Origin of the sequence: Salinibacterium sp. PAMC 21357, from assembly GCF_000247645.1 — a bacterium.
GTDB lineage: Bacteria > Actinomycetota > Actinomycetes > Actinomycetales > Microbacteriaceae > Rhodoglobus.
In genome coordinates this window covers 190,700-207,592 of record NZ_AHWA01000005.1, presented here as the reverse complement: position 1 = coordinate 207,592, position 16,893 = coordinate 190,700, and the positions used below count along the sequence as shown (strand labels likewise).

Below are 16,893 nucleotides of genomic sequence, written 5' to 3'. Positions count from 1 at the left end.
GGTCCGGTCGATGAAGCTCCGCACACAATTGCTGCTGCTGCAGTTAGCAATCGTGCTTGTCGCTGTGCTGGGAACAGGCATCGTTGCCGGCTGGCTGCAGGAACAGCAGCTCCGCGATGCCTACCGCGATCGCATGATCGCCGTCGCTCAATCTGTTGCTACGCTTCCTGCCATCATCGATGCTCTCGACGACACTCAACCAAGCGAGACGGTTCAGCCCATCGCAGAGGTTGTGCGCGAAGCATCCGACGTCACGTACATCGTCGTTGTGGATGACACGGGCGTACGTTTGTCGCACCCCAACCCCGCAAGAATTGGCGAGCAGGTCTCGACCGATCCCTCTGATGTACTAGCTGGCGAAATCTATGTGGGGACTCAGACGGGCACCCTCGGCGAATCATGGCGAGTCAAGGTCCCCATAACTGATGGAAACCAGATTATTGGCGCAGTTTCGGTGGGGATTCTGGAATCCAGCCTGCGCAGCGATTTTCTCGGCAGTTCCGTGGCACTCTTCGTCACGATTGGCGTAGCGGCGGCATTCGGGGTCGTCGGCGCTGCCTGGGTCACGACAGTGATCCGCCGACGAATCTATGGACTCGAACCGGACGAAATCGTGGGACTTCTCGAAGCTCGCGAGGCCATGCTGCACGGGATGCGAGAGGGACTTGTCGCCCTAGATGAACATGGACGTATCGCCCTCATTAATGACGCCGGGGCGCACCTACTGGGAATCGACGACCAAAATAACGTTGTAGGGCGACCAGCTGCGGACATATTGGATGACGATCTCCTCAAGATGCTCGATGACGAAGAGTCCCGTCAGCGGCTGATTTTGGCCGGCGAACGAGTGCTTCTTGTACAGTGCGACTCCGCGAAAATCGGCGATCGAATGCTCGGATCCGTTTTCATCTTGCGTGACAACACCAAGCTGCATGCCCTCATGCGCGACCTTGACGGCGCACATGACCTCGCGGATGGACTCCGGGTCCAAGCGCATGGCTTCGCAAACAAACTTCACGTCATTAGCGGCCTACTTGAGCTGGGCCACAATTCAGAAGCAGTAGCCTTCATCGAACGCGTCGGTGACGGTGGAACGTTATCGAGTGTTACGAGCGACAGCGGCATCCGCGACTTAGAAATCGCTGCGCTCCTGCTCGTCAAGCAGATGCGCGCGCACGAGCGTGGCATAAATCTCGAACTTGACTCCTCGTCCGAGCTTTCTCCGCTAGCAACGCACGATAGTGCTGAAGAATTGAGGGATGATCTGCTAACCGTGCTGGGCAACTTGGTCGACAACGCCACAGAAGCTTGCGCGTCGGGCGCCACGGTGCGCGTCCGTGTTCTGGAGAGCCCCAGAAGTGTCGACATCGAAGTATCCGATGACGGCCCGGGAATTCCTGAAAAGCTACGCCGTAAGGTTTTCACTCCGGGATTCTCGACGAAGGGGCCCAACCCAGGGCTTGTTACCGCCAGCCGCGGCATCGGACTAACCCTCGTCGAGCGAATCGCTCACCGTCACGGTGGCGAGGCAGTGGTCAAAGAACCGCTCATGGGAGGCACGACCATTTCCGTGCGTCTTCCATTCGACGACAGCACCCGGCCCCACAAGGCACCGCAGTCCGTGGCCGTCTTATGACATTGCCCATACGAGTCTTGATCGTCGACGACGACTTCGCGGTTGCGCAGCTTCATCACCGTTTCGTTGACGCTCACGATAAATTCGAAGTCATCGCCGAGGCACATACCGGTGCTGCTGCGCTCGATGCGATTGAACGGCTCGACCCTGACCTTGTGCTTCTCGATGTATACCTTCCCGACTTTTCTGGCCTTGAAGTGCTCAGTCGATTGCGCGTGGAACAGGCCCGCTACACCGAAGTTATTGCGGTAACCGCAGCCCGGGATCTCGCAAGCGTGCGTCAAGCGCGCGCGAACGGTGTACGGCACTACTTGGTGAAACCTTTCACCGCGGCGGCGCTTCGCGAACGTCTTGATGAAGTTGCGCGATCACATGACGCTCTTGGCAGCGCACGTCGCATCCAGAGCCTCAGCCAAAATGCCGTGGACGATCTCATCTTGGGGTCGCATCACAACCGAATGCTGCCGCCTAAGGGACTCTCAGTAGCTACTCTCCAGCTTGTGACGGCGACGCTCAGCGAAGCGCGAACCGATCTTTCGGCAAGCGAGGTTGCCGAAGTCATTGGCATGTCTCGTGTGGGCGCACGGCGTTATCTCGAACATCTAGTCACCACCGGAACTGCCCTAGTCGAGCCCCGATACGGGTCGACCGGTCGCCCCGTTCATCGATATCGAGCTCGCTGAAAACGTACGGAACTAGTCAGCCGACTCAAGATATTGGTATAGGCACTCGAGCGCGGCATGCACAGTCTGCTCCCGCACTTCTTCCCTACCCCCGCCAAATGTGAAATCTCGGGTCTCAACATAGTGATTCGCGGCAAGAGCAATGAAAACCGTCCCGGGAGCCTTCCCCTCATGCGACTCTGGGCCCGCAACTCCCGTTGTCGCCAGGCCGTAGGACGCCTGATGCTCCCCCACTCCCAGCACGTCGCGAACACCGGTAGCCATGTGAGCTGCGACATCCGGATGCACCGTGCCGTAGATTGCGAGCAGGCTGGCATCCACGCCCAAGACCTGATGCTTGATCGCGGTGTTGTACGCCACAACGGCCCCATTGACCACGGCGGATGCGCCCGGAACCGAAACCAGCGCTGCGCAAAGCAGCCCGCCAGTCAGTGACTCCCCCAGGGCAACTGTCTGACGACGCTCCGTGAGAATCGCCACAATCTTTGTGGCGAGTTCTTCAGTATTCACTCGTGAAGGGTCACGCTCCTGGGTTGAGTTTGCGGGTATGGCGCCGTGCCTGCCACAAATATTCGATGCCCGTGTAGACCGTAAGAACGACCGCGACCGTCATGACCGACCAGTTGATCCAAGACACCCACGAGCCGAGAACGGAAGACAACGGAACAAGATAAAGCGAAATAGCGACCGCCTGCAAGACGGTCTTCAACTTGCCGCCACGAGAGGCCGGGACAACAACCTTGGAAAGCACCGCAAAGCGATAGATCGTGATTCCGAACTCTCGCACCAAGATGAGAATTGTGACCCACCAGGGCAGTTCACCCAAGATCGAGAGAGCCACCAATGCTCCACCCGTGAGCACCTTATCTGCGATCGGATCCAAGATGATTCCGACGTTGGTGATGAGGTTCCGACCGCGTGCCAAGTGCCCATCGACGGCGTCGGTCACGATTGCAAAAATGAACAGTCCGGCAGCCAGATACCGGATGAGGCCCATCTCGCTGTCATCGAGCAGGAGGAGCCAAATGAACAGCGGCGCAAGGAAAATTCGCACGACAGTGATGATGTTGGCGATGTTGGCATTCGAGGCGGGCGTATCCCCTTTTCGAATCATCCGACCGCGCATCGAGCTGGTGCGTTTGGGCGGAGCAGACGGTGAAACTGGCTGGTCGCTCACGCGATCACTCCCGATCGGTCAAATTCCAAGCGTCCTCATCTGAGCCGCTTTCTACTTCATCGTATCCGCTGAGAGATTCTTCTACCGCGTCTACGGGTGCTGGTTCGTCCTCGCCCCGCAAGCGCGCAAGCACCGACGGCAGCTGTTCCGCGCTCACGAGCACATCCCGAGCTTTGGACCCTTCTGATGGCCCAACGATCTCACGCGACTCCAGCAAGTCCATCAGACGGCCTGCCTTAGCAAACCCAACGCGCAGTTTGCGCTGCAGCATCGACGTTGAACCGAATTGCGTGCTGACGATGAGTTCTGTGGCTGCGAGCAGCACCTCAAGGTCGTCCCCGATGTCAGCATCAATGTTCTTTTTCTCCGCGACCACAGCAACGTCGTTGCGGTACTCCGGCTGAGCCTGGGCAATAACGTGTTGCACAATCTCAGCGATTTCGCTCTCGGGAACCCACGCCCCCTGCACCCGGATCGCCTTCGATGCTCCCATCGGCAAGAAGAGCGCGTCACCCTGCCCGATCAGTTTGTCGGCGCCCGGCTGGTCGAGGATCACTCGTGAGTCGGTCATGCTCGACACGGCGAATGCCAGTCGGGATGGCACATTGGCCTTGATTAAACCGGTGACTACGTCGACGCTGGGGCGCTGGGTCGCCAACACCAAATGAATTCCGGATGCTCGCGCCAACTGAGTAATGCGAACAATTGAGTCTTCGACATCTCGTGGGGCAACCATCATCAGGTCTGCCAACTCATCGACGACGATCAGCAAATACGGGTAGGGCTTGAGCTTGCGCTGGCTACCCTCTGGCAGCTTGATCTCTTCTGCGATGACTGCACGGTTGAAGTCGTCGATGTGACGGTAACCAAAGCTCGCGAGATCGTCGTAGCGCATGTCCATCTCTTTGACGACCCAAGCGAGCGCTTCTGCTGCCTTCTTCGGGTTCGTAATGATGGGGGTAATCAGGTGAGGAACTCCGGCATAAATCGAGAGCTCAACGCGCTTGGGGTCGATCAGCACCATGCGCACTTCTGCCGGCTTCGCACGCATCAATACCGAGGTGATCATCGAGTTCACAAAGCTCGACTTACCGGAGCCAGTTGACCCCGCCACCAACAGGTGGGGCATCTTGGCGAGGTTCGCCACGACGAATCCGCCCTCGACATCTTTGCCGAGACCAATTGTCATGGGGTGCTCGCTCTTTGTGCTCGCACTCGAGCGCAGCACATCACCGAGCGAGACGATCTCGCGATCCTTGTTGGGGATCTCAACACCGATCGCGCTCTTGCCTGGAATAGGCGAAAGGATGTTGACCTCGTTGCTGGCGACCGCGTAACTAATATTGCGCGCAAGAGCGGTAACGCGCTCAACCTTGACGCCTGGCCCCAGTTCGAGTTCGTAGCGCGTGACCGACGGGCCGCGGCTGAACCCTGTCACAGTGGCATCAACGCTGAATTGTTTGAGCACTTCAGTGATCGACGCTACTACTTCGTCGTTCGCGGCCGAGCGCGACTTGGGTGGCGTTCCTGCCGACAACATGGATGCCTGCGGTAGACGGTAGACAGCCTGCGACGCTTGCGGCGTGGTCTCGTGCGGTCCGTCGAATTCTCCCGCCGAACCTTTCTCGCTGGCTTTAATCGTGAAGCCGGGGAGCACGCGGGGGCCGTCGTCACGTACCGCGGTGGCCGACACATCCACTTCACCGGTGTTGTACTTCTTTACCGCTTCTTCGGCCTTGAGGAGATCTTCGAGAAGCTCGACCCCGAACTGTTCTTCTTTTTTCGTGAGGTCTTTGGCCGCAGGAGGCGGGGTGGGATTCACGGTCTCAGTGGGCTGGTCGCGCGAAATAACGGGACTGTCGAACGCCTTGTCTTCGGTGTGCTGCGACTTATTGCGGCGCCACCACGGCAACGAAGACGTGTCGTTGTCTCCTCCGAGCCCAATGTCGGTCAGCGAACCGAACTGAACTGAATCGTTCTTGCTGGCGCTGGCCAAAGCCTTCGTCTGAGCCCGCTCTTCATCGCTCTGAAGCTGCGCGCCAAACAGGTACGCATACAACTCGCGAAGCCGCGACGGCAACCGGTTCGGCGGCGTTTTAGTGATGATGAACAGCGAGAGCACTAAGAGCAACACGATAACCGGAACGGCCAAGATCGTTGAACCGAGCCAGATGAGCGGGTTCGCCATCAGCCAGCCGAATACACCACCGGCACGCGCAATGGTTTCTGCTCCCTCTGACGGGTGAGGTTGACCACTAAACACATGGCACAGCGCCGCCACAGTAACAATGAGAACGCTCAAACCGATGCCGATGCGACCGTTGTCATGAACGCTCGACGGATGCCGAAACATCCAGACCGCAAGCAACAGCAAAATTACGGGCAGAGCGAAAGCAACGCGACCAACGAGGCCACCAAAGGTGTAGGCGTCGAGCGCGATTGCGACAGAATCGAGGGGGTTGAACCACTCGACGATTGCGCCGACGATAGCCAAGACAAAGAAGAGGAAGGGAACGCCATCGCGGCGTTCATCTTTCGTGAGCTCTTCACGGCCGAACACCCGGAAAGCGCCACCAACCATGTGCGCGAGGGCAAGCCACATTTTGGTGAGGGGCCCGTCTGGCTCGACCGGGGCTTGATTGCCGCGGGGTAACCGCTTAGTAGCCTGAGTCTTGTTTGTGGTGTTTCTGGCGCGAGGTTTCGACGCACCCGAGCGCGAGGTCGACGATGTACGCGTAGCCATAATTCAAAGCTACCGGTGGCCTCTGTCAGAGAGGTGCAGCGACACTCGACCCGCGCGGCTGCGCTCAATGCGAGTGCTAATACCGGATCGCGTCAATCACCTTCACCTTGACCGCAACGAGAGCAGGCATGAACCCCGCGAGAACGCCAACGGCGGCGGATGCCCCCAGCGCGATCAAGGCGGCTTCGAGCGGGTACGGCGGCAAATCTTGAACACCGGGAGCGATGAGGTTTTGCACGGCCGGATTTTGGACAATCGCAATCGACACCGCAACGCCGATGACTCCAGCAGCAATCGCCGCGACGACACTCTCCATCATCACGGCGAAGAACACGCGACCCGCCGTCGTCCAAACGCACGGCGCACCCCGATCTCCCTCACCCGGTATTTCACTGTGACGAGAGAGATGTTCACGAGCCCTAACGCGCCAAGAAGAAGGATGAGCGCGGCGATACCACCAATCGCCCACTGAAGCGGCTCTAGAGGGCTTGGCCCTCCCCACGCGAGATAATCATTCCGGTTGATACTCGGGTTGATATCGTCGCCAAAAACGGCCGCGATGTCACGGTTGAGAAGGTCAGTCAGTTGAGCGGCCTGCTCCTCGGGCACCCAGATCTCATAGGTTATGTCGCCTTCACTCGCGGCCTTGGTTCCGACTAGATCACGAAAGGGCTGATCGAGCATCGACAAGCTGAGCCCAGGCCGGTATGACTCAGGGGCGAGAACTCCCACGATGACCGCGGTGGTCAAATTTTCTGCCTTGAGTTCAATCGTGGGGTGCGTACGGAGATCGGGTCGTCCGAGCTGCTCGTAAAAGTTGTCGTTGACCACAACTGCGGGAGCGAGCCTGTTTCCGTCTTCCTCTGTGAGCCAACGCCCCACGGCTACATCTACGCGATGCATAACGCCAAACTTGTCGTTGACACCCTGCACAGCGGTGAATTGCGTGCCGTTGAGAAGTTGAACGGAGGCGCTGCCGCGACGAATCGCAGTGGAATGACTCACTTGATAGCGCTCAACGAGGGTATCCAGAAGCTCGAAGTACTTTGCCGACTCGACGGGCTGCTGAGTCGTCATCGAGAACGGCGGATAGCCCGTCAACGTCGCGGGGCGCCCGCTGGATTTCTCATACTGTTCCGTCTGGGCTTGACCAAAGACAGCACCCGCGCCAACCACGGTGGCGAGCGCGCACACTGCGACGCCGATACCGACCAGACTGAGGAGCACACGCGTACGGTTGATCCGCACTTCATCCCAGGCCTCAACCACCGAGCCAACGATGCTGCTCAGTAGGGAACCTCGCGGCTCCTTGGTCGGCTTGGCCAGTTCATACTTTGGGCGGATGGCGAGGTCGTCAGCAGCAGACGGCACTGCACCGATAGATGCTGCTTCGTCGCTCGGCTCGATAGTTGCCTCTACCGTTGACTCCTCGGCAGCAACGGCAGCTGACCGCTCGCTCGACTTCTTGCGCCACCACGTCACAGCGAAGCCTCGGGCAGTGACGTAGCGAGCATGCGCTTCACGTCGATTCGCGACAGCACTCCGTTATCGAGGCGATAATGCCGACGTGCAAGAGCTGCCACATTCGGATCGTGAGTGATCGTGATGAGCGCGGCGCCGGACTGCTCGGCCACGTTATCCAATAGCTCCATCACTGTGGCACCGGTCTCAACATCGAGAGCACCGGTCGGCTCATCGGCAAGAATCAGGCGTGGACTGCGCACGAGAGCACGCGCGATTGCGACCCGCTGTTGCTCCCCGCCCGAAAGCTTGTCCGGCATCGACGCCATGCGCTCACTTAGGCCTACCCGATCGAGCATTTCTTCGGCAAGCACCCGGCGGCGCCAGAACTGGCGACCAGTTGCGTACAGAAGCGGTGTCATCACGTTCTCCAGTGCTGTACGCCCCGCCAGCAGGTTGAACTGCTGAAAGATGAAGCCAACATCGCGGCCGCGCTTGCGATCGCGTTTGCCACCCGAGAGCTTCTCCAACGGGGCGCCATCGAAAATAATGCGACCGGTTGTGGGGTTGTCGATCAGCCCGAGCAGATTGAGAAGCGTCGATTTGCCTGAGCCGGATCGCCCAACAATGCTGATGTGGTCGCCAACTTCCACATCGAGATCGATACCTTTGAGGATGTCGAGCCGGCTGAAATCGGGAAGCTCAACGGAGCGAGTCACACCTTCGAGAGACAAGAGGGGCATTAGTAGCACACCACGTCGTCGCCGTCTTTGTAGCAGTTTTCTGGGAGATTTTCTTCGTCAAGTGCCTCCGCACCAGGAACGAATTGCAAAATCGCGTCGCCGGCTTCTAGCCCTGAAACGACTTCTACACTGATGCCATCATTGAGCCCCAAGACCACTTCACGGAGTTCGGTCGTTCCATCGGGCAGAACGAAATAGACATTTCCTTTGACAGCGGTGCCCTCCACTGCGGTGATCGGCACCACCATAACGTCTTCTGCGATACCGCCAGCGATGGTGAGCTGAGCGGTCAATCCCGGAAAGACAACGATATCGCTGGGCACCGCACACGATACGGTCGGCCCCTCAGCCGACTCCCCCGCTGTCGCGGTTGTTGAGGCGAAAGTAATACTGAGGCCCGTACACGTGAACGGGGCTGGCCCGCCATTGATCGCAACACTCGCTTCGCTTGGTCGATCGACAAGGCGATAAAGCTGCTCAGATGGCACCGTTCCGCTCACCGTGTACGACTGAGGCGAAATTTGGCCGACAGGCGAACCAACTTGGAACGACGCTCCGACGAGCGTCGTAAAATCCGTCACTAACCCGGCGGCCGGAGCGACCACGACCTTCCACTGAGTGCCGGCGGTCCCATCAGGGTTAACGACTTCGGCACGGAGCTTCAGGATCGCCTGATCTTTTTCGACAGCTTGGCCCGCTGAAACCAATACCTCTCGCACCTCACCCGACAGCGTTGCGGGGATCGGAATACTCGCCGCTGCCGCTACGTTTCCGGTCAGCTCGACATTGTTGGTAATTGTGCCCGCCACCACCTCGTAGTGCGGCTCTTCGATGGCGACGGTGGGGTATTCAAGCTGGTCGGCCTTGAGCGCATCCCCGAAGAACGCAAATTTCACGAGTGCCGCCGCAATAACGCTAAAAATGATCATCCAGATAATGGGGAAGACCCACCTGCGCGCAACGCTCACTCGATACCCCGAACTGAAGATTTGGCTCGGCAGACCAACCGAGTAATCTTCATATAAGATCACTGAACAGCGAAAAATACAAGCGAAAAGGTGACGATCGCGGGAAACACAAAAGGCACGAGGAGCGGTGCCCCTCGTGCCTTTCGGACTAACACTTGAATAGTGCGAACGAACTAAACCTCGATGACAACCGGAACGATCATTGGCCGGCGGCGGTGTTGCGTGTTTACCCAACGACCAACCGTGCGTCGAACTACCTGCGCGAACGCGTGGGTGTCACGCGTTCCATTCTCGGCAGCATCGGTGAGTGCCTTCACGACCATCGGCATAACCGCGTCAAACACATTCTCGTCTTCAGCGAAACCGCGCGACTGGATTTCGGGACCAACAATGACCTTGCCCGTTTGCGCGTCTACCGCGACGAAGATGGAGATAAATCCCTCTTCAGCGAGAATTCGGCGATCCTTGAGATCGGCATCGGTAATCTCGCCAACGCTGGAACCATCGACGTAGACGAATCCGACATCGAGCTGACCGACGACAGCCGCATGACCGTCCTTGAGGTCTATAACGGTGCCATCTTCCGCGATGATCGTGTTTTCAGCGGGCACGCCCGACTGAATGGCGAGGTTCGCATTCGCGACCAAGTGGCGGTACTCACCGTGAACGGGGAGAACATTCTTGGGACGCAAGATGTTGTAGCAATAGAGCAGCTCGCCTGCGGCAGCGTGGCCTGAGACGTGCACCTTGGCATTCGCCTTGTGCACAACGTTGGCGCCCAGCTTCGTGAGGCCATTGATGACGCGGTAAACCGCATTCTCGTTGCCGGGGATGAGGCTCGACGCGAGGATGACGGTGTCGCCCTGGCCCACCTCAATCTGGTGTTCCATGTTGGCCATGCGCGCCAGAACAGCCATCGGCTCTCCCTGGCTGCCCGTGGACATGTACACGAGCTGGTTGTCGGGGTAGTTGACGGCCTTCTTGGCGTCTAACAAAACCCCGTCTGGCACCTTGAGGAATCCGAGGTCTGACGCGATGCCCATGTTGCGCACCATAGAACGCCCCATGAGAACAACCTTGCGATTGTTGGCAATGGCGGCATCCAGAACCTGCTGAACACGGTGCACGTGGCTAGAGAAGCTCGCCACGATGACGCGCCGCGGAGCCTTAGCGATAACCGCTTCGAGTACTGGCCCAATGTCGCGCTCGTTCGGCGTAAAGCCAGGGACGTCGGCATTCGTCGAGTCGGAGAGGAACAGGTCGATGCCCGCTTCGCCGAGTCGTGCAAACGCACGAAGGTCGGTGATGCGGTTATCGAGGGGCAACTGGTCCATCTTGAAGTCACCCGTGTGCAGAACGGTGCCCGCCACAGTGGTGATGGCGACGGCGAGTGCATCCGGAATCGAGTGGTTGACGGCAACGAACTCGAGATCGAAGGGGCCGATCTTCTCTTTCTGGCCCTCGGTGACGTTAAGCGTGTACGGCTTAATGCGGTGCTCTTTGAGCTTCGCCTCAATCAACGCGAGCGTGAGGGTCGATCCGATCAGCGGGATGTCTTGGCGCAAACGCAAGAGATAAGGAACAGCACCGATGTGGTCTTCGTGACCGTGCGTGAGCACAATGCCGAGGATGTCGTCAAGACGGTCACGGATCGAGCTGAAGTCAGGCAAAATCAGGTCGACTCCGGGCTGGTGTTCCTCGGGGAACAACACGCCACAGTCAACGATGAGAATCTTGCCGTCGATCTCGAACGTCGTCATGTTTCGGCCGATTTCGCCGAGACCACCAATCGGTGTGACGCGAAGCGTGCCCGATTCAAGCGCGGGCGGATCAAATAAGGAAACTGGCATTCAATACCTTGCAGTTAGAAGTGTGGGGCCGTTAGCCCCCGTGCGAAAAATGTGGGCCGTGCCCAAGCCAGAGCCTACCCCTCGCGGAGGTACCTAGCGCGTGGCTCCCGCGACTTTAGGCAATGCGCCACCCGCCGCTGCGTTGCGGTCTGGGCGAAAATTTGTAAGATCGAGGCCCTTGATGCCGGTGACCAAAGCCAACTCATCTTCAATCTGGGCTGCCTCTGCCTCTTCGGGTCCGACGAGGGGCAAACGAACCCGCGGACTCGAAATGCGCCCAAGGCCGTGAAGGATGTACTTGGCCGCAACAGTGCCAGGAACATGAGTCATCGCTGCACGCACTAGCGGCTCGAGAGCTTTATGGGCGGCCGTCGCCGTTGCCAAGTCGCCAGCATTTACCGCATCTACAATCACACGGTAGGGCGCGGGGGCGATGTTGGCGGTCACACCGATGAGACCAGAAGCACCAATCGCTAAGTGTGGGAGAACATTGGCATCGTCACCAGAGAAGTAGAGCAGATCGGTCTGGTTGAGCACACGGCTCACCTCGCTGAAATCGCCCTTGGCATCTTTGACCGCGATGATGTTCGGGTGCTTCGCCGCTCGAAGAATAGTTTCGTACATGATCGGCACACCGGTACGGCCGGGGATGTCGTACAAAATCGCCGGAAGATCGGTGGCATCCGCCAACATACGGAAATGGGTGAGCACTCCGGCCTGAGTCGGCTTGTTGTAATACGGAGTGACGAACATCACCCCGTCAGCTCCCGCTTTTTCACTTGCCTTGTACAGCTCAATGGCGTGAGCAGTCTCGTTCGAACCGCCGCCGGTGATGATCTTGGCTCGACCGGCCGATACAGACTTGGCGACTTCGACAAGCTTGATCTTCTCGGGATCGGTGAGCGTGCTCGTCTCACCGGTGGTGCCGGTAACGACGATGCCATCGGCACCAGAATTGATCACACTGTCGATGTGCTTTTCTACATCACCCCAATGAACTTCACCATCGCTGGTGAATGGCGTGATGAGGGCAACAAGGACTTGGCCGAAGGGATTCTCTTTAGTCACCCCTCTAGGCTACCGCTGGTTGGAGGCCTGAGTCTCGTACCGCAAGAAACGATAGTGAAGACCGCTGGATGACGTGTGCCATCCCTCGGCCGGATCGCTGGCCCGCAGCATCCACTTTTCGCCTCGCTTAGGTGCACGAGTATCGCCAATAAAGGTTTCGCGAATCTCGGTGAGTTCGAGCGTGTCCGCGTGCTCGAGAGCCTGAGCATAAATCTCAGCGCCGCCGATAACCCAAACAGTGTCGCCGGAGTGCACGGATGCCCCCGCCAACGTGATCGCGCTGGCGACGCTGTTCGCGACTTCGGCCCCGTCGTCGCTCCACTCCTGCTGGCGAGTGACAACGATGTTGCGACGACCCGGAAGCGGCCGAAAGAGTTGAGGAAGAGATTGCCAAGTCTTGCGCCCCATGATGACGGGGCTGCCAAGCGTGATCTTTTTGAAGTGGGCAAGGTCTTCGGGTAAATGCCACGGCATCGTTCCCTCATTGCCAATTATGCCGCCGTCAGCCTGAGCCCAGATCAGGCCAACTGACACACTCACACTGCAACCGGCGCTTTGATCGCCGGGTGGTGCTCGTAGCCAACAATCTCGAAATCTTCGAAGGCGTAGTCAAAGACCGAAGCTGGTGTCGCCTTGATAGCAAGGCGCGGCGGCGCGAATGGTTCGCGCGTGAGTTGTTCGGTGACCTGATCGATGTGGTTGTCGTAGATGTGGCAGTCCCCACCGGTCCACACGAAGTCTCCGACCTCAAGACCAGTCTGCTCAGCCACCAAATGCGTAAGTAGCGCGTAGCTCGCGATATTGAAGGGCACACCAAGAAAGAGATCAGCACTGCGTTGATAGAGCTGGCACGAGAGTTTGCCATCGGCAACATAGAACTGGAAGAAGGCATGGCACGGGGCCAGAGCCATCTTCGGAATATCCGCCGGATTCCATGCCGTGACGATCAACCGGCGCGAGTCGGGGTTGGTCGTGATCTGCTCAATGACTTCGGAGATCTGATCGATCTGTGCGCCGGAAGGGGTTGGCCAGGAGCGCCACTGCACACCGTAGACCGGGCCAAGTTCGCCGTCGTCGTCTGCCCATTCATTCCAAATTGTGACTCCGTTATCGCGCAACCACGACACGTTGCTTTCACCCCTCAAGAACCACAAGAGTTCATAGGCGATCGACTTGAAGTGCACACGCTTGGTGGTGACAAGGGGAAACCCCTCTGCGAGGTTGAAGCGCAACTGGCGGCCGAATACGCTTCGCGTGCCGGTGCCCGTGCGATCGCTCTTGTGGACGCCGTTTGCGAGAGTGTCGCGCAACAGGTCTTCATAGGGGGTTGAAATCGTAGAAGCCATCGGATCGATAGTACCGGGCTTGATGGATCTTCACATGGGTTTCAGATGCGATTCCCTCAGCCAGCGCATAGTGTTGAGCCCGACGAAAGGAACGGCAATGCCTGTTACAAGCGAAGCAACAACACTCTGGTTTGGTGACCTGTTTAGTGGCAAAGGAACGACATCGCTAGATTCCTCTGACGCCGCAGAGCTCCCCGTTACGTGGGCAGCACGGTCGGAAGGTCAAGAGTCAACGACGAACCCCGAAGAACTTCTCGGTGCGGCTCACTCGGCGTGTTTCGCGATGGCATTCTCCAATGGACTTGCCACCAACGGCACGCCTCCCGAGAGCCTGCAAGTTACAGCAGCAGTCACGTTTGATCCCGCCGTCGGAATCACCGGTAGCCACCTTTTGGTTAGCGCAAAAGTTGCCGACCTCAGCGAAGAAGACTTTCAGCGCTTGGCTCAGGAAGCCAAAGAAGGTTGCCCCGTTTCTCGCGCCCTGACGGGCATCCCGATCACACTTGAAGCAAGTCTGGCGTAATGGTGACTGAGGCTACCGTCACGCGGGTACTGGTCGCCGGTTCCTCAGGTTACATCGGCACCGAAGTTGTCTCTCAACTCGAGGCAGCCGGTTTCGAGGTCCTGAGTCTTGTGCGCCGCGAACCGCGCACCGACACAGAATTCTATTGGGATCCCCGCTCCGGAACTATCGACGACCGCTCCATCACGCTCGCCGATGCGGTCATCAACCTGGCTGGCGCGAGTACCGGCAAAATCCCGTGGACACCAAGCTACAAGAGCGAAATACTGCGCTCGCGAGTCAGTGGCACGCGCACCATCGCTGAAGCCATTCGCCGCTCTAACACTCCCCCGGCAGTCTTTCTCAACGGTTCAGCGGTCGGTTACTTCGGAAGCCGCCCCGGCGAGGTCTTGGATGACGAGTCAGTTAAGGGAACGGGTTTTCTGAGCGATGTCGTTGACGCGTGGGAGATGGCCGCACGGCTCACTCCCCCCACGACGCGCCTAGTCATGTTTCGCACAGGCATTGTTGTCGGAGAAGGTGGAGCATTCACTCCGCTCAATCTGCTCACCCACTACGGACTGGGTAGCCGCCTCGGCAGCGGAGAGCAGTACTGGCCGTGGATTAGCCTTCACGATGAGGCCGCTGCCATCATCCACCTGCTGCGCAGTGATTTCGCTGGTGCCGTATCGCTCGTCGGGCCAACCCCCGCCACCGCTGAAACGATTACGAAGACGCTCGCGCGGTCCATGCATAAACCGCACTGGTTGGCCGTTCCTAGCTTCGCATTTCGGATGCTCGGAGACGCAGGCAAAGACCTCATTTTGGTCGACGAGAATGTTCAGCCGCGCACTCTACTCGAGACTGGCTTTGCCTTCTCGCACACCACAATTGAGCAGGCCATCGACGAATTCGTCGACTAATCCAACTCATATTCAGCGAACGCTAGCCGCCGGTGGAGTGAGAGCATCGGAAGCTACGCCGTTGTGCGCGGAGAACTGCGAGACAGCACAATAGCGCGGCGCGTAGCCCAGCGTGCGCGGCTGCGGTCTCCACTGGCGTCATAGGCGAGCCCTAAGCGCAACCACGCTCGCCACGATTCGGGGCTTGCCTCGGCTTCGTCCCGGTAACGCCCAAACGCCCGGTCAGCAGCTTCAGGATCAGGGCGACCACTCGGCCGACGCTCTTCAACTTCCTCGGGCAGGGCGCCCTCATCCCGAAGAGTATTGAGCAGTCGCTCAGCCCGAAAAATAAAGGCCATCTCGGCGGCCAAGGCCCAGAATCCAATTAGCGGAAGCACGAGCAATGCCCAGCCCATAATCTGAGCGATAAGTTGGCCAGTGCCGATCAATACAAACGAATAGTTGATGATAAAAACTAGGTAAAGAACCAAGAGTCCCACCATGACGAGAGCCGCGATACGCGTCTTCATGCTGACTCCGCACGGTTGCTCGGTGCGAGATCTATAAGCTGATCGAGCCCGACTGTGACGCCGCGTGCCGTCACAACTCCTCGCAGTCCGAGCAGAATTCCGGCTTCGTACGAATCTTGCGACATTGTGCGGTGGTCGATTGTGAGGACTTCACCTGCGCCGCCAAAAACTACTTGCTGGTGGGCAACGACTCCGGTCATCCGCAGACTGTGGACGGGAATTCCCGCAACCTGTTCGCCCCGGGCTCGCTGATCATGATGGGGTGCCGCCACCGGACCACGCTCATTGCGTGCATCTGCCATGAGTTCTGCCGTACGCACCGCCGTGCCGGACGGCGAATCGACCTTACCGGCGTGGTGGCTTTCGATGATTTCGATGGAGTCGAAGTAGCGCGCGGCCGATGCGGCAAACGAGGTTGCCAGCGCCGAACCAAGAGAAAAATTGGGGATGAAGATCACGCCGACTTCTGGGGCATCGGTGAGTGCAGAGCGCACGGCCTGGATCCGATCTTCACTCCAGCCTGAGGTTCCGACAAGAACACTCTTGCCGTGAGACGTCGCGAACTCGACAACAGACGGCGAAACGCTCGGCTCAGTGACATCCACGACGACGTCTGCTTCGAGCATCTCACTGAGCTCTGAGCGCGAGTTGAGGGTAGCGACCAGGTCAAAGTCGTCTGCGGCTTCGACCACGCTGCTAATGAATTTGCCCATGCGACCGCTCGCACCGACTACTGCTACTTTCGTTGTCATTGTTCAAATCTACCAATGCTGAGGGATGCCGCTTACTGCGTGCTGAAGCGGCGGCGAGTACTCTAGGGCTGTGCCACAGTTTCGTCCCGTCTCCGTCACGGATGTTCTCGCCCGCGAGCTTCTCACCGAGTACTTCAGCTACCGCGCTGAGAGCTTCCCCACCCCCGCGGGTTACGTCACGACGTTCCCGACTGCCGAGCAGTTCGAGCCGCCGCATGGCGTTTTTGTTGTCATCGAGCAGTCAGGCAACGTTGTCGGTTGTGGCGGCATCCGCCAGCTCGATCCGGGCGTGTTCGAGGTAAAGCACTTGTGGGTGCGGCCAGACGGTCGTGGCGCAGGGCTCGGGCGACAGCTGCTCGGTGAACTCGAACGTCGAGCCCGGGCTTGGGGAGCGACCGCGCTGGTGCTAGACACCAATGAGAGCCTGGCGGCCGCCGGCGGGCTCTATCGCTCAAGCGGGTTCGCCACCGTGGCGCCCTATAACGACAATCCCAACGCGACTACCTGGTACCGCAAAGAACTCCGGTAGAAC

Annotated in this window: 18 protein-coding genes; 5 read left to right on the top strand and 13 right to left on the bottom strand. The window is 58.7% G+C overall.

The genetic code is table 11. From position 1 onward, the window contains the following. The first annotated feature begins 10 nt into the window (after positions 1 to 10). A complete protein-coding gene (locus ON14_RS11235; protein WP_010205194.1) occupies positions 11 to 1,636 on the top strand; it encodes an ATP-binding protein in 1,626 nt (541 codons plus the stop codon). Continuing rightward, positions 1,633 to 2,319, top strand: a complete 687-nt coding sequence (locus ON14_RS11230; RefSeq protein WP_010205193.1) for a response regulator — start codon at positions 1,633 to 1,635, stop codon at positions 2,317 to 2,319. Before ON14_RS11235 ends, ON14_RS11230 begins: the two co-directional genes overlap by 4 nt. Positions 2,320 to 2,331: 12 nt before the next feature. On the opposite strand, the gene ON14_RS11225 is transcribed toward ON14_RS11230, so the two are convergent. The 11 genes from ON14_RS11225 to ON14_RS11180 all read right to left on the bottom strand — a co-directional run bounded on the left by ON14_RS11225 (position 2,332) and on the right by ON14_RS11180 (position 13,675). Then, positions 2,332 to 2,829 carry a CinA family protein gene (locus ON14_RS11225; protein WP_010205192.1) on the bottom strand — a complete coding sequence of 166 codons (498 nt, stop codon included), beginning with the start codon at positions 2,827 to 2,829 and terminating at the stop codon, positions 2,332 to 2,334. Between the two features lie 10 nt (positions 2,830 to 2,839). Beyond that, a complete protein-coding gene (pgsA, locus tag ON14_RS11220; protein ID WP_010205191.1) occupies positions 2,840 to 3,496 on the bottom strand; it encodes a CDP-diacylglycerol--glycerol-3-phosphate 3-phosphatidyltransferase in 657 nt (218 codons plus the stop codon). A gap of 4 nt (positions 3,497 to 3,500) precedes the next feature. Next, positions 3,501 to 6,239 (bottom strand): FtsK/SpoIIIE family DNA translocase, encoded by a 2,739-nt coding sequence (locus ON14_RS11215; protein WP_026037689.1) that lies wholly within the window; start codon positions 6,237 to 6,239, stop codon positions 3,501 to 3,503. Positions 6,240 to 6,315: 76 nt separating this feature from the next. Beyond that, a complete protein-coding gene (locus ON14_RS15255) occupies positions 6,316 to 6,573 on the bottom strand; it encodes an ABC transporter permease (RefSeq protein WP_050993053.1) in 258 nt (85 codons plus the stop codon). Continuing rightward, positions 6,558 to 7,721, bottom strand: a complete 1,164-nt coding sequence (locus tag ON14_RS11210) for an ABC transporter permease (protein WP_050993052.1) — start codon at positions 7,719 to 7,721, stop codon at positions 6,558 to 6,560. The genes ON14_RS15255 and ON14_RS11210 overlap by 16 nt, the downstream gene beginning before the upstream one ends. Then, the gene (locus ON14_RS11205) at positions 7,718 to 8,443 is read right to left on the bottom strand and encodes an ABC transporter ATP-binding protein (RefSeq protein WP_010205189.1); all 726 of its coding nucleotides are present in this window, start codon (positions 8,441 to 8,443) and stop codon (positions 7,718 to 7,720) included. Before ON14_RS11205 ends, ON14_RS11210 begins: the two co-directional genes overlap by 4 nt. Next, on the bottom strand, positions 8,443 to 9,474 hold the full coding sequence (locus ON14_RS11200; protein WP_010205188.1) for an efflux RND transporter periplasmic adaptor subunit: 1,032 nt from the start codon (positions 9,472 to 9,474) through the stop codon (positions 8,443 to 8,445). Before ON14_RS11200 ends, ON14_RS11205 begins: the two co-directional genes overlap by 1 nt. Before the next feature lie 110 nt (positions 9,475 to 9,584). Next, positions 9,585 to 11,261: a ribonuclease J gene (locus tag ON14_RS11195; RefSeq protein ID WP_010205187.1), complete on the bottom strand. Its 1,677-nt coding sequence runs from the start codon at positions 11,259 to 11,261 to the stop codon at positions 9,585 to 9,587. Between the two features lie 93 nt (positions 11,262 to 11,354). Further along, positions 11,355 to 12,329, bottom strand: coding sequence for a 4-hydroxy-tetrahydrodipicolinate synthase (gene dapA, locus ON14_RS11190; protein WP_010205186.1), 975 nt, complete (start codon positions 12,327 to 12,329; stop codon positions 11,355 to 11,357). Positions 12,330 to 12,338: 9 nt separating this feature from the next. Beyond that, positions 12,339 to 12,869, bottom strand: a complete 531-nt coding sequence (locus tag ON14_RS11185) for a dihydrofolate reductase (protein ID WP_010205185.1) — start codon at positions 12,867 to 12,869, stop codon at positions 12,339 to 12,341. After that, a complete protein-coding gene (locus ON14_RS11180; protein ID WP_010205184.1) occupies positions 12,866 to 13,675 on the bottom strand; it encodes a thymidylate synthase in 810 nt (269 codons plus the stop codon). Before ON14_RS11180 ends, ON14_RS11185 begins: the two co-directional genes overlap by 4 nt. 97 nt (positions 13,676 to 13,772) lie before the next feature. On the opposite strand from ON14_RS11180, the gene ON14_RS11175 reads away from it, so the two are divergent. Together ON14_RS11175 and ON14_RS11170 are read left to right on the top strand one after the other, a co-directional pair. Next, complete coding sequence (locus ON14_RS11175) at positions 13,773 to 14,198, top strand: OsmC family peroxiredoxin (protein WP_010205183.1); 426 nt, start codon at positions 13,773 to 13,775, stop codon at positions 14,196 to 14,198. Further along, positions 14,198 to 15,100, top strand: coding sequence for a TIGR01777 family oxidoreductase (locus ON14_RS11170; RefSeq protein WP_010205182.1), 903 nt, complete (start codon positions 14,198 to 14,200; stop codon positions 15,098 to 15,100). Before ON14_RS11175 ends, ON14_RS11170 begins: the two co-directional genes overlap by 1 nt. Before the next feature lie 53 nt (positions 15,101 to 15,153). On the opposite strand, the gene ON14_RS11165 is transcribed toward ON14_RS11170, so the two are convergent. Both ON14_RS11165 and dapB read right to left on the bottom strand, forming a co-directional pair. Then, positions 15,154 to 15,609 carry a hypothetical protein gene (locus ON14_RS11165; RefSeq protein WP_010205181.1) on the bottom strand — a complete coding sequence of 152 codons (456 nt, stop codon included), beginning with the start codon at positions 15,607 to 15,609 and terminating at the stop codon, positions 15,154 to 15,156. After that, the gene (gene dapB, locus ON14_RS11160; RefSeq protein ID WP_010205180.1) at positions 15,606 to 16,361 is read right to left on the bottom strand and encodes a 4-hydroxy-tetrahydrodipicolinate reductase; all 756 of its coding nucleotides are present in this window, start codon (positions 16,359 to 16,361) and stop codon (positions 15,606 to 15,608) included. The genes ON14_RS11165 and dapB overlap by 4 nt, the downstream gene beginning before the upstream one ends. 70 nt (positions 16,362 to 16,431) lie before the next feature. Here dapB and ON14_RS11155 point away from each other — a divergent pair, with 70 nt between their 5' ends. Beyond that, positions 16,432 to 16,890 carry a GNAT family N-acetyltransferase gene (locus ON14_RS11155; RefSeq protein WP_010205179.1) on the top strand — a complete coding sequence of 153 codons (459 nt, stop codon included), beginning with the start codon at positions 16,432 to 16,434 and terminating at the stop codon, positions 16,888 to 16,890. Positions 16,891 to 16,893: the final 3 nt, after the last annotated feature.

What these genes read in the sequence shown, in the direction of transcription:
- ON14_RS11235 (WP_010205194.1), top strand. Translation starts at nt 11, where the DNA reads ATGAAGCTCCGCACACAATTGCTGCTGCTGCAGTTAGCAATCGTGCTT.
- ON14_RS11230 (WP_010205193.1), top strand. Translation starts at nt 1,633, where the DNA reads ATGACATTGCCCATACGAGTCTTGATCGTCGACGACGACTTCGCGGTT.
- ON14_RS11215 (WP_026037689.1), bottom strand. Translation starts at nt 6,239, where the DNA reads ATGGCTACGCGTACATCGTCGACCTCGCGCTCGGGTGCGTCGAAACCT.
- ON14_RS11205 (WP_010205189.1), bottom strand. Translation starts at nt 8,443, where the DNA reads ATGCCCCTCTTGTCTCTCGAAGGTGTGACTCGCTCCGTTGAGCTTCCC.
- ON14_RS11195 (WP_010205187.1), bottom strand. Translation starts at nt 11,261, where the DNA reads ATGCCAGTTTCCTTATTTGATCCGCCCGCGCTTGAATCGGGCACGCTT.
- ON14_RS11180 (WP_010205184.1), bottom strand. Translation starts at nt 13,675, where the DNA reads ATGGCTTCTACGATTTCAACCCCCTATGAAGACCTGTTGCGCGACACT.
- ON14_RS11175 (WP_010205183.1), top strand. Translation starts at nt 13,773, where the DNA reads ATGCCTGTTACAAGCGAAGCAACAACACTCTGGTTTGGTGACCTGTTT.
- ON14_RS11170 (WP_010205182.1), top strand. Translation starts at nt 14,198, where the DNA reads ATGGTGACTGAGGCTACCGTCACGCGGGTACTGGTCGCCGGTTCCTCA.
- ON14_RS11165 (WP_010205181.1), bottom strand. Translation starts at nt 15,609, where the DNA reads ATGAAGACGCGTATCGCGGCTCTCGTCATGGTGGGACTCTTGGTTCTT.
- dapB (WP_010205180.1), bottom strand. Translation starts at nt 16,361, where the DNA reads ATGACAACGAAAGTAGCAGTAGTCGGTGCGAGCGGTCGCATGGGCAAA.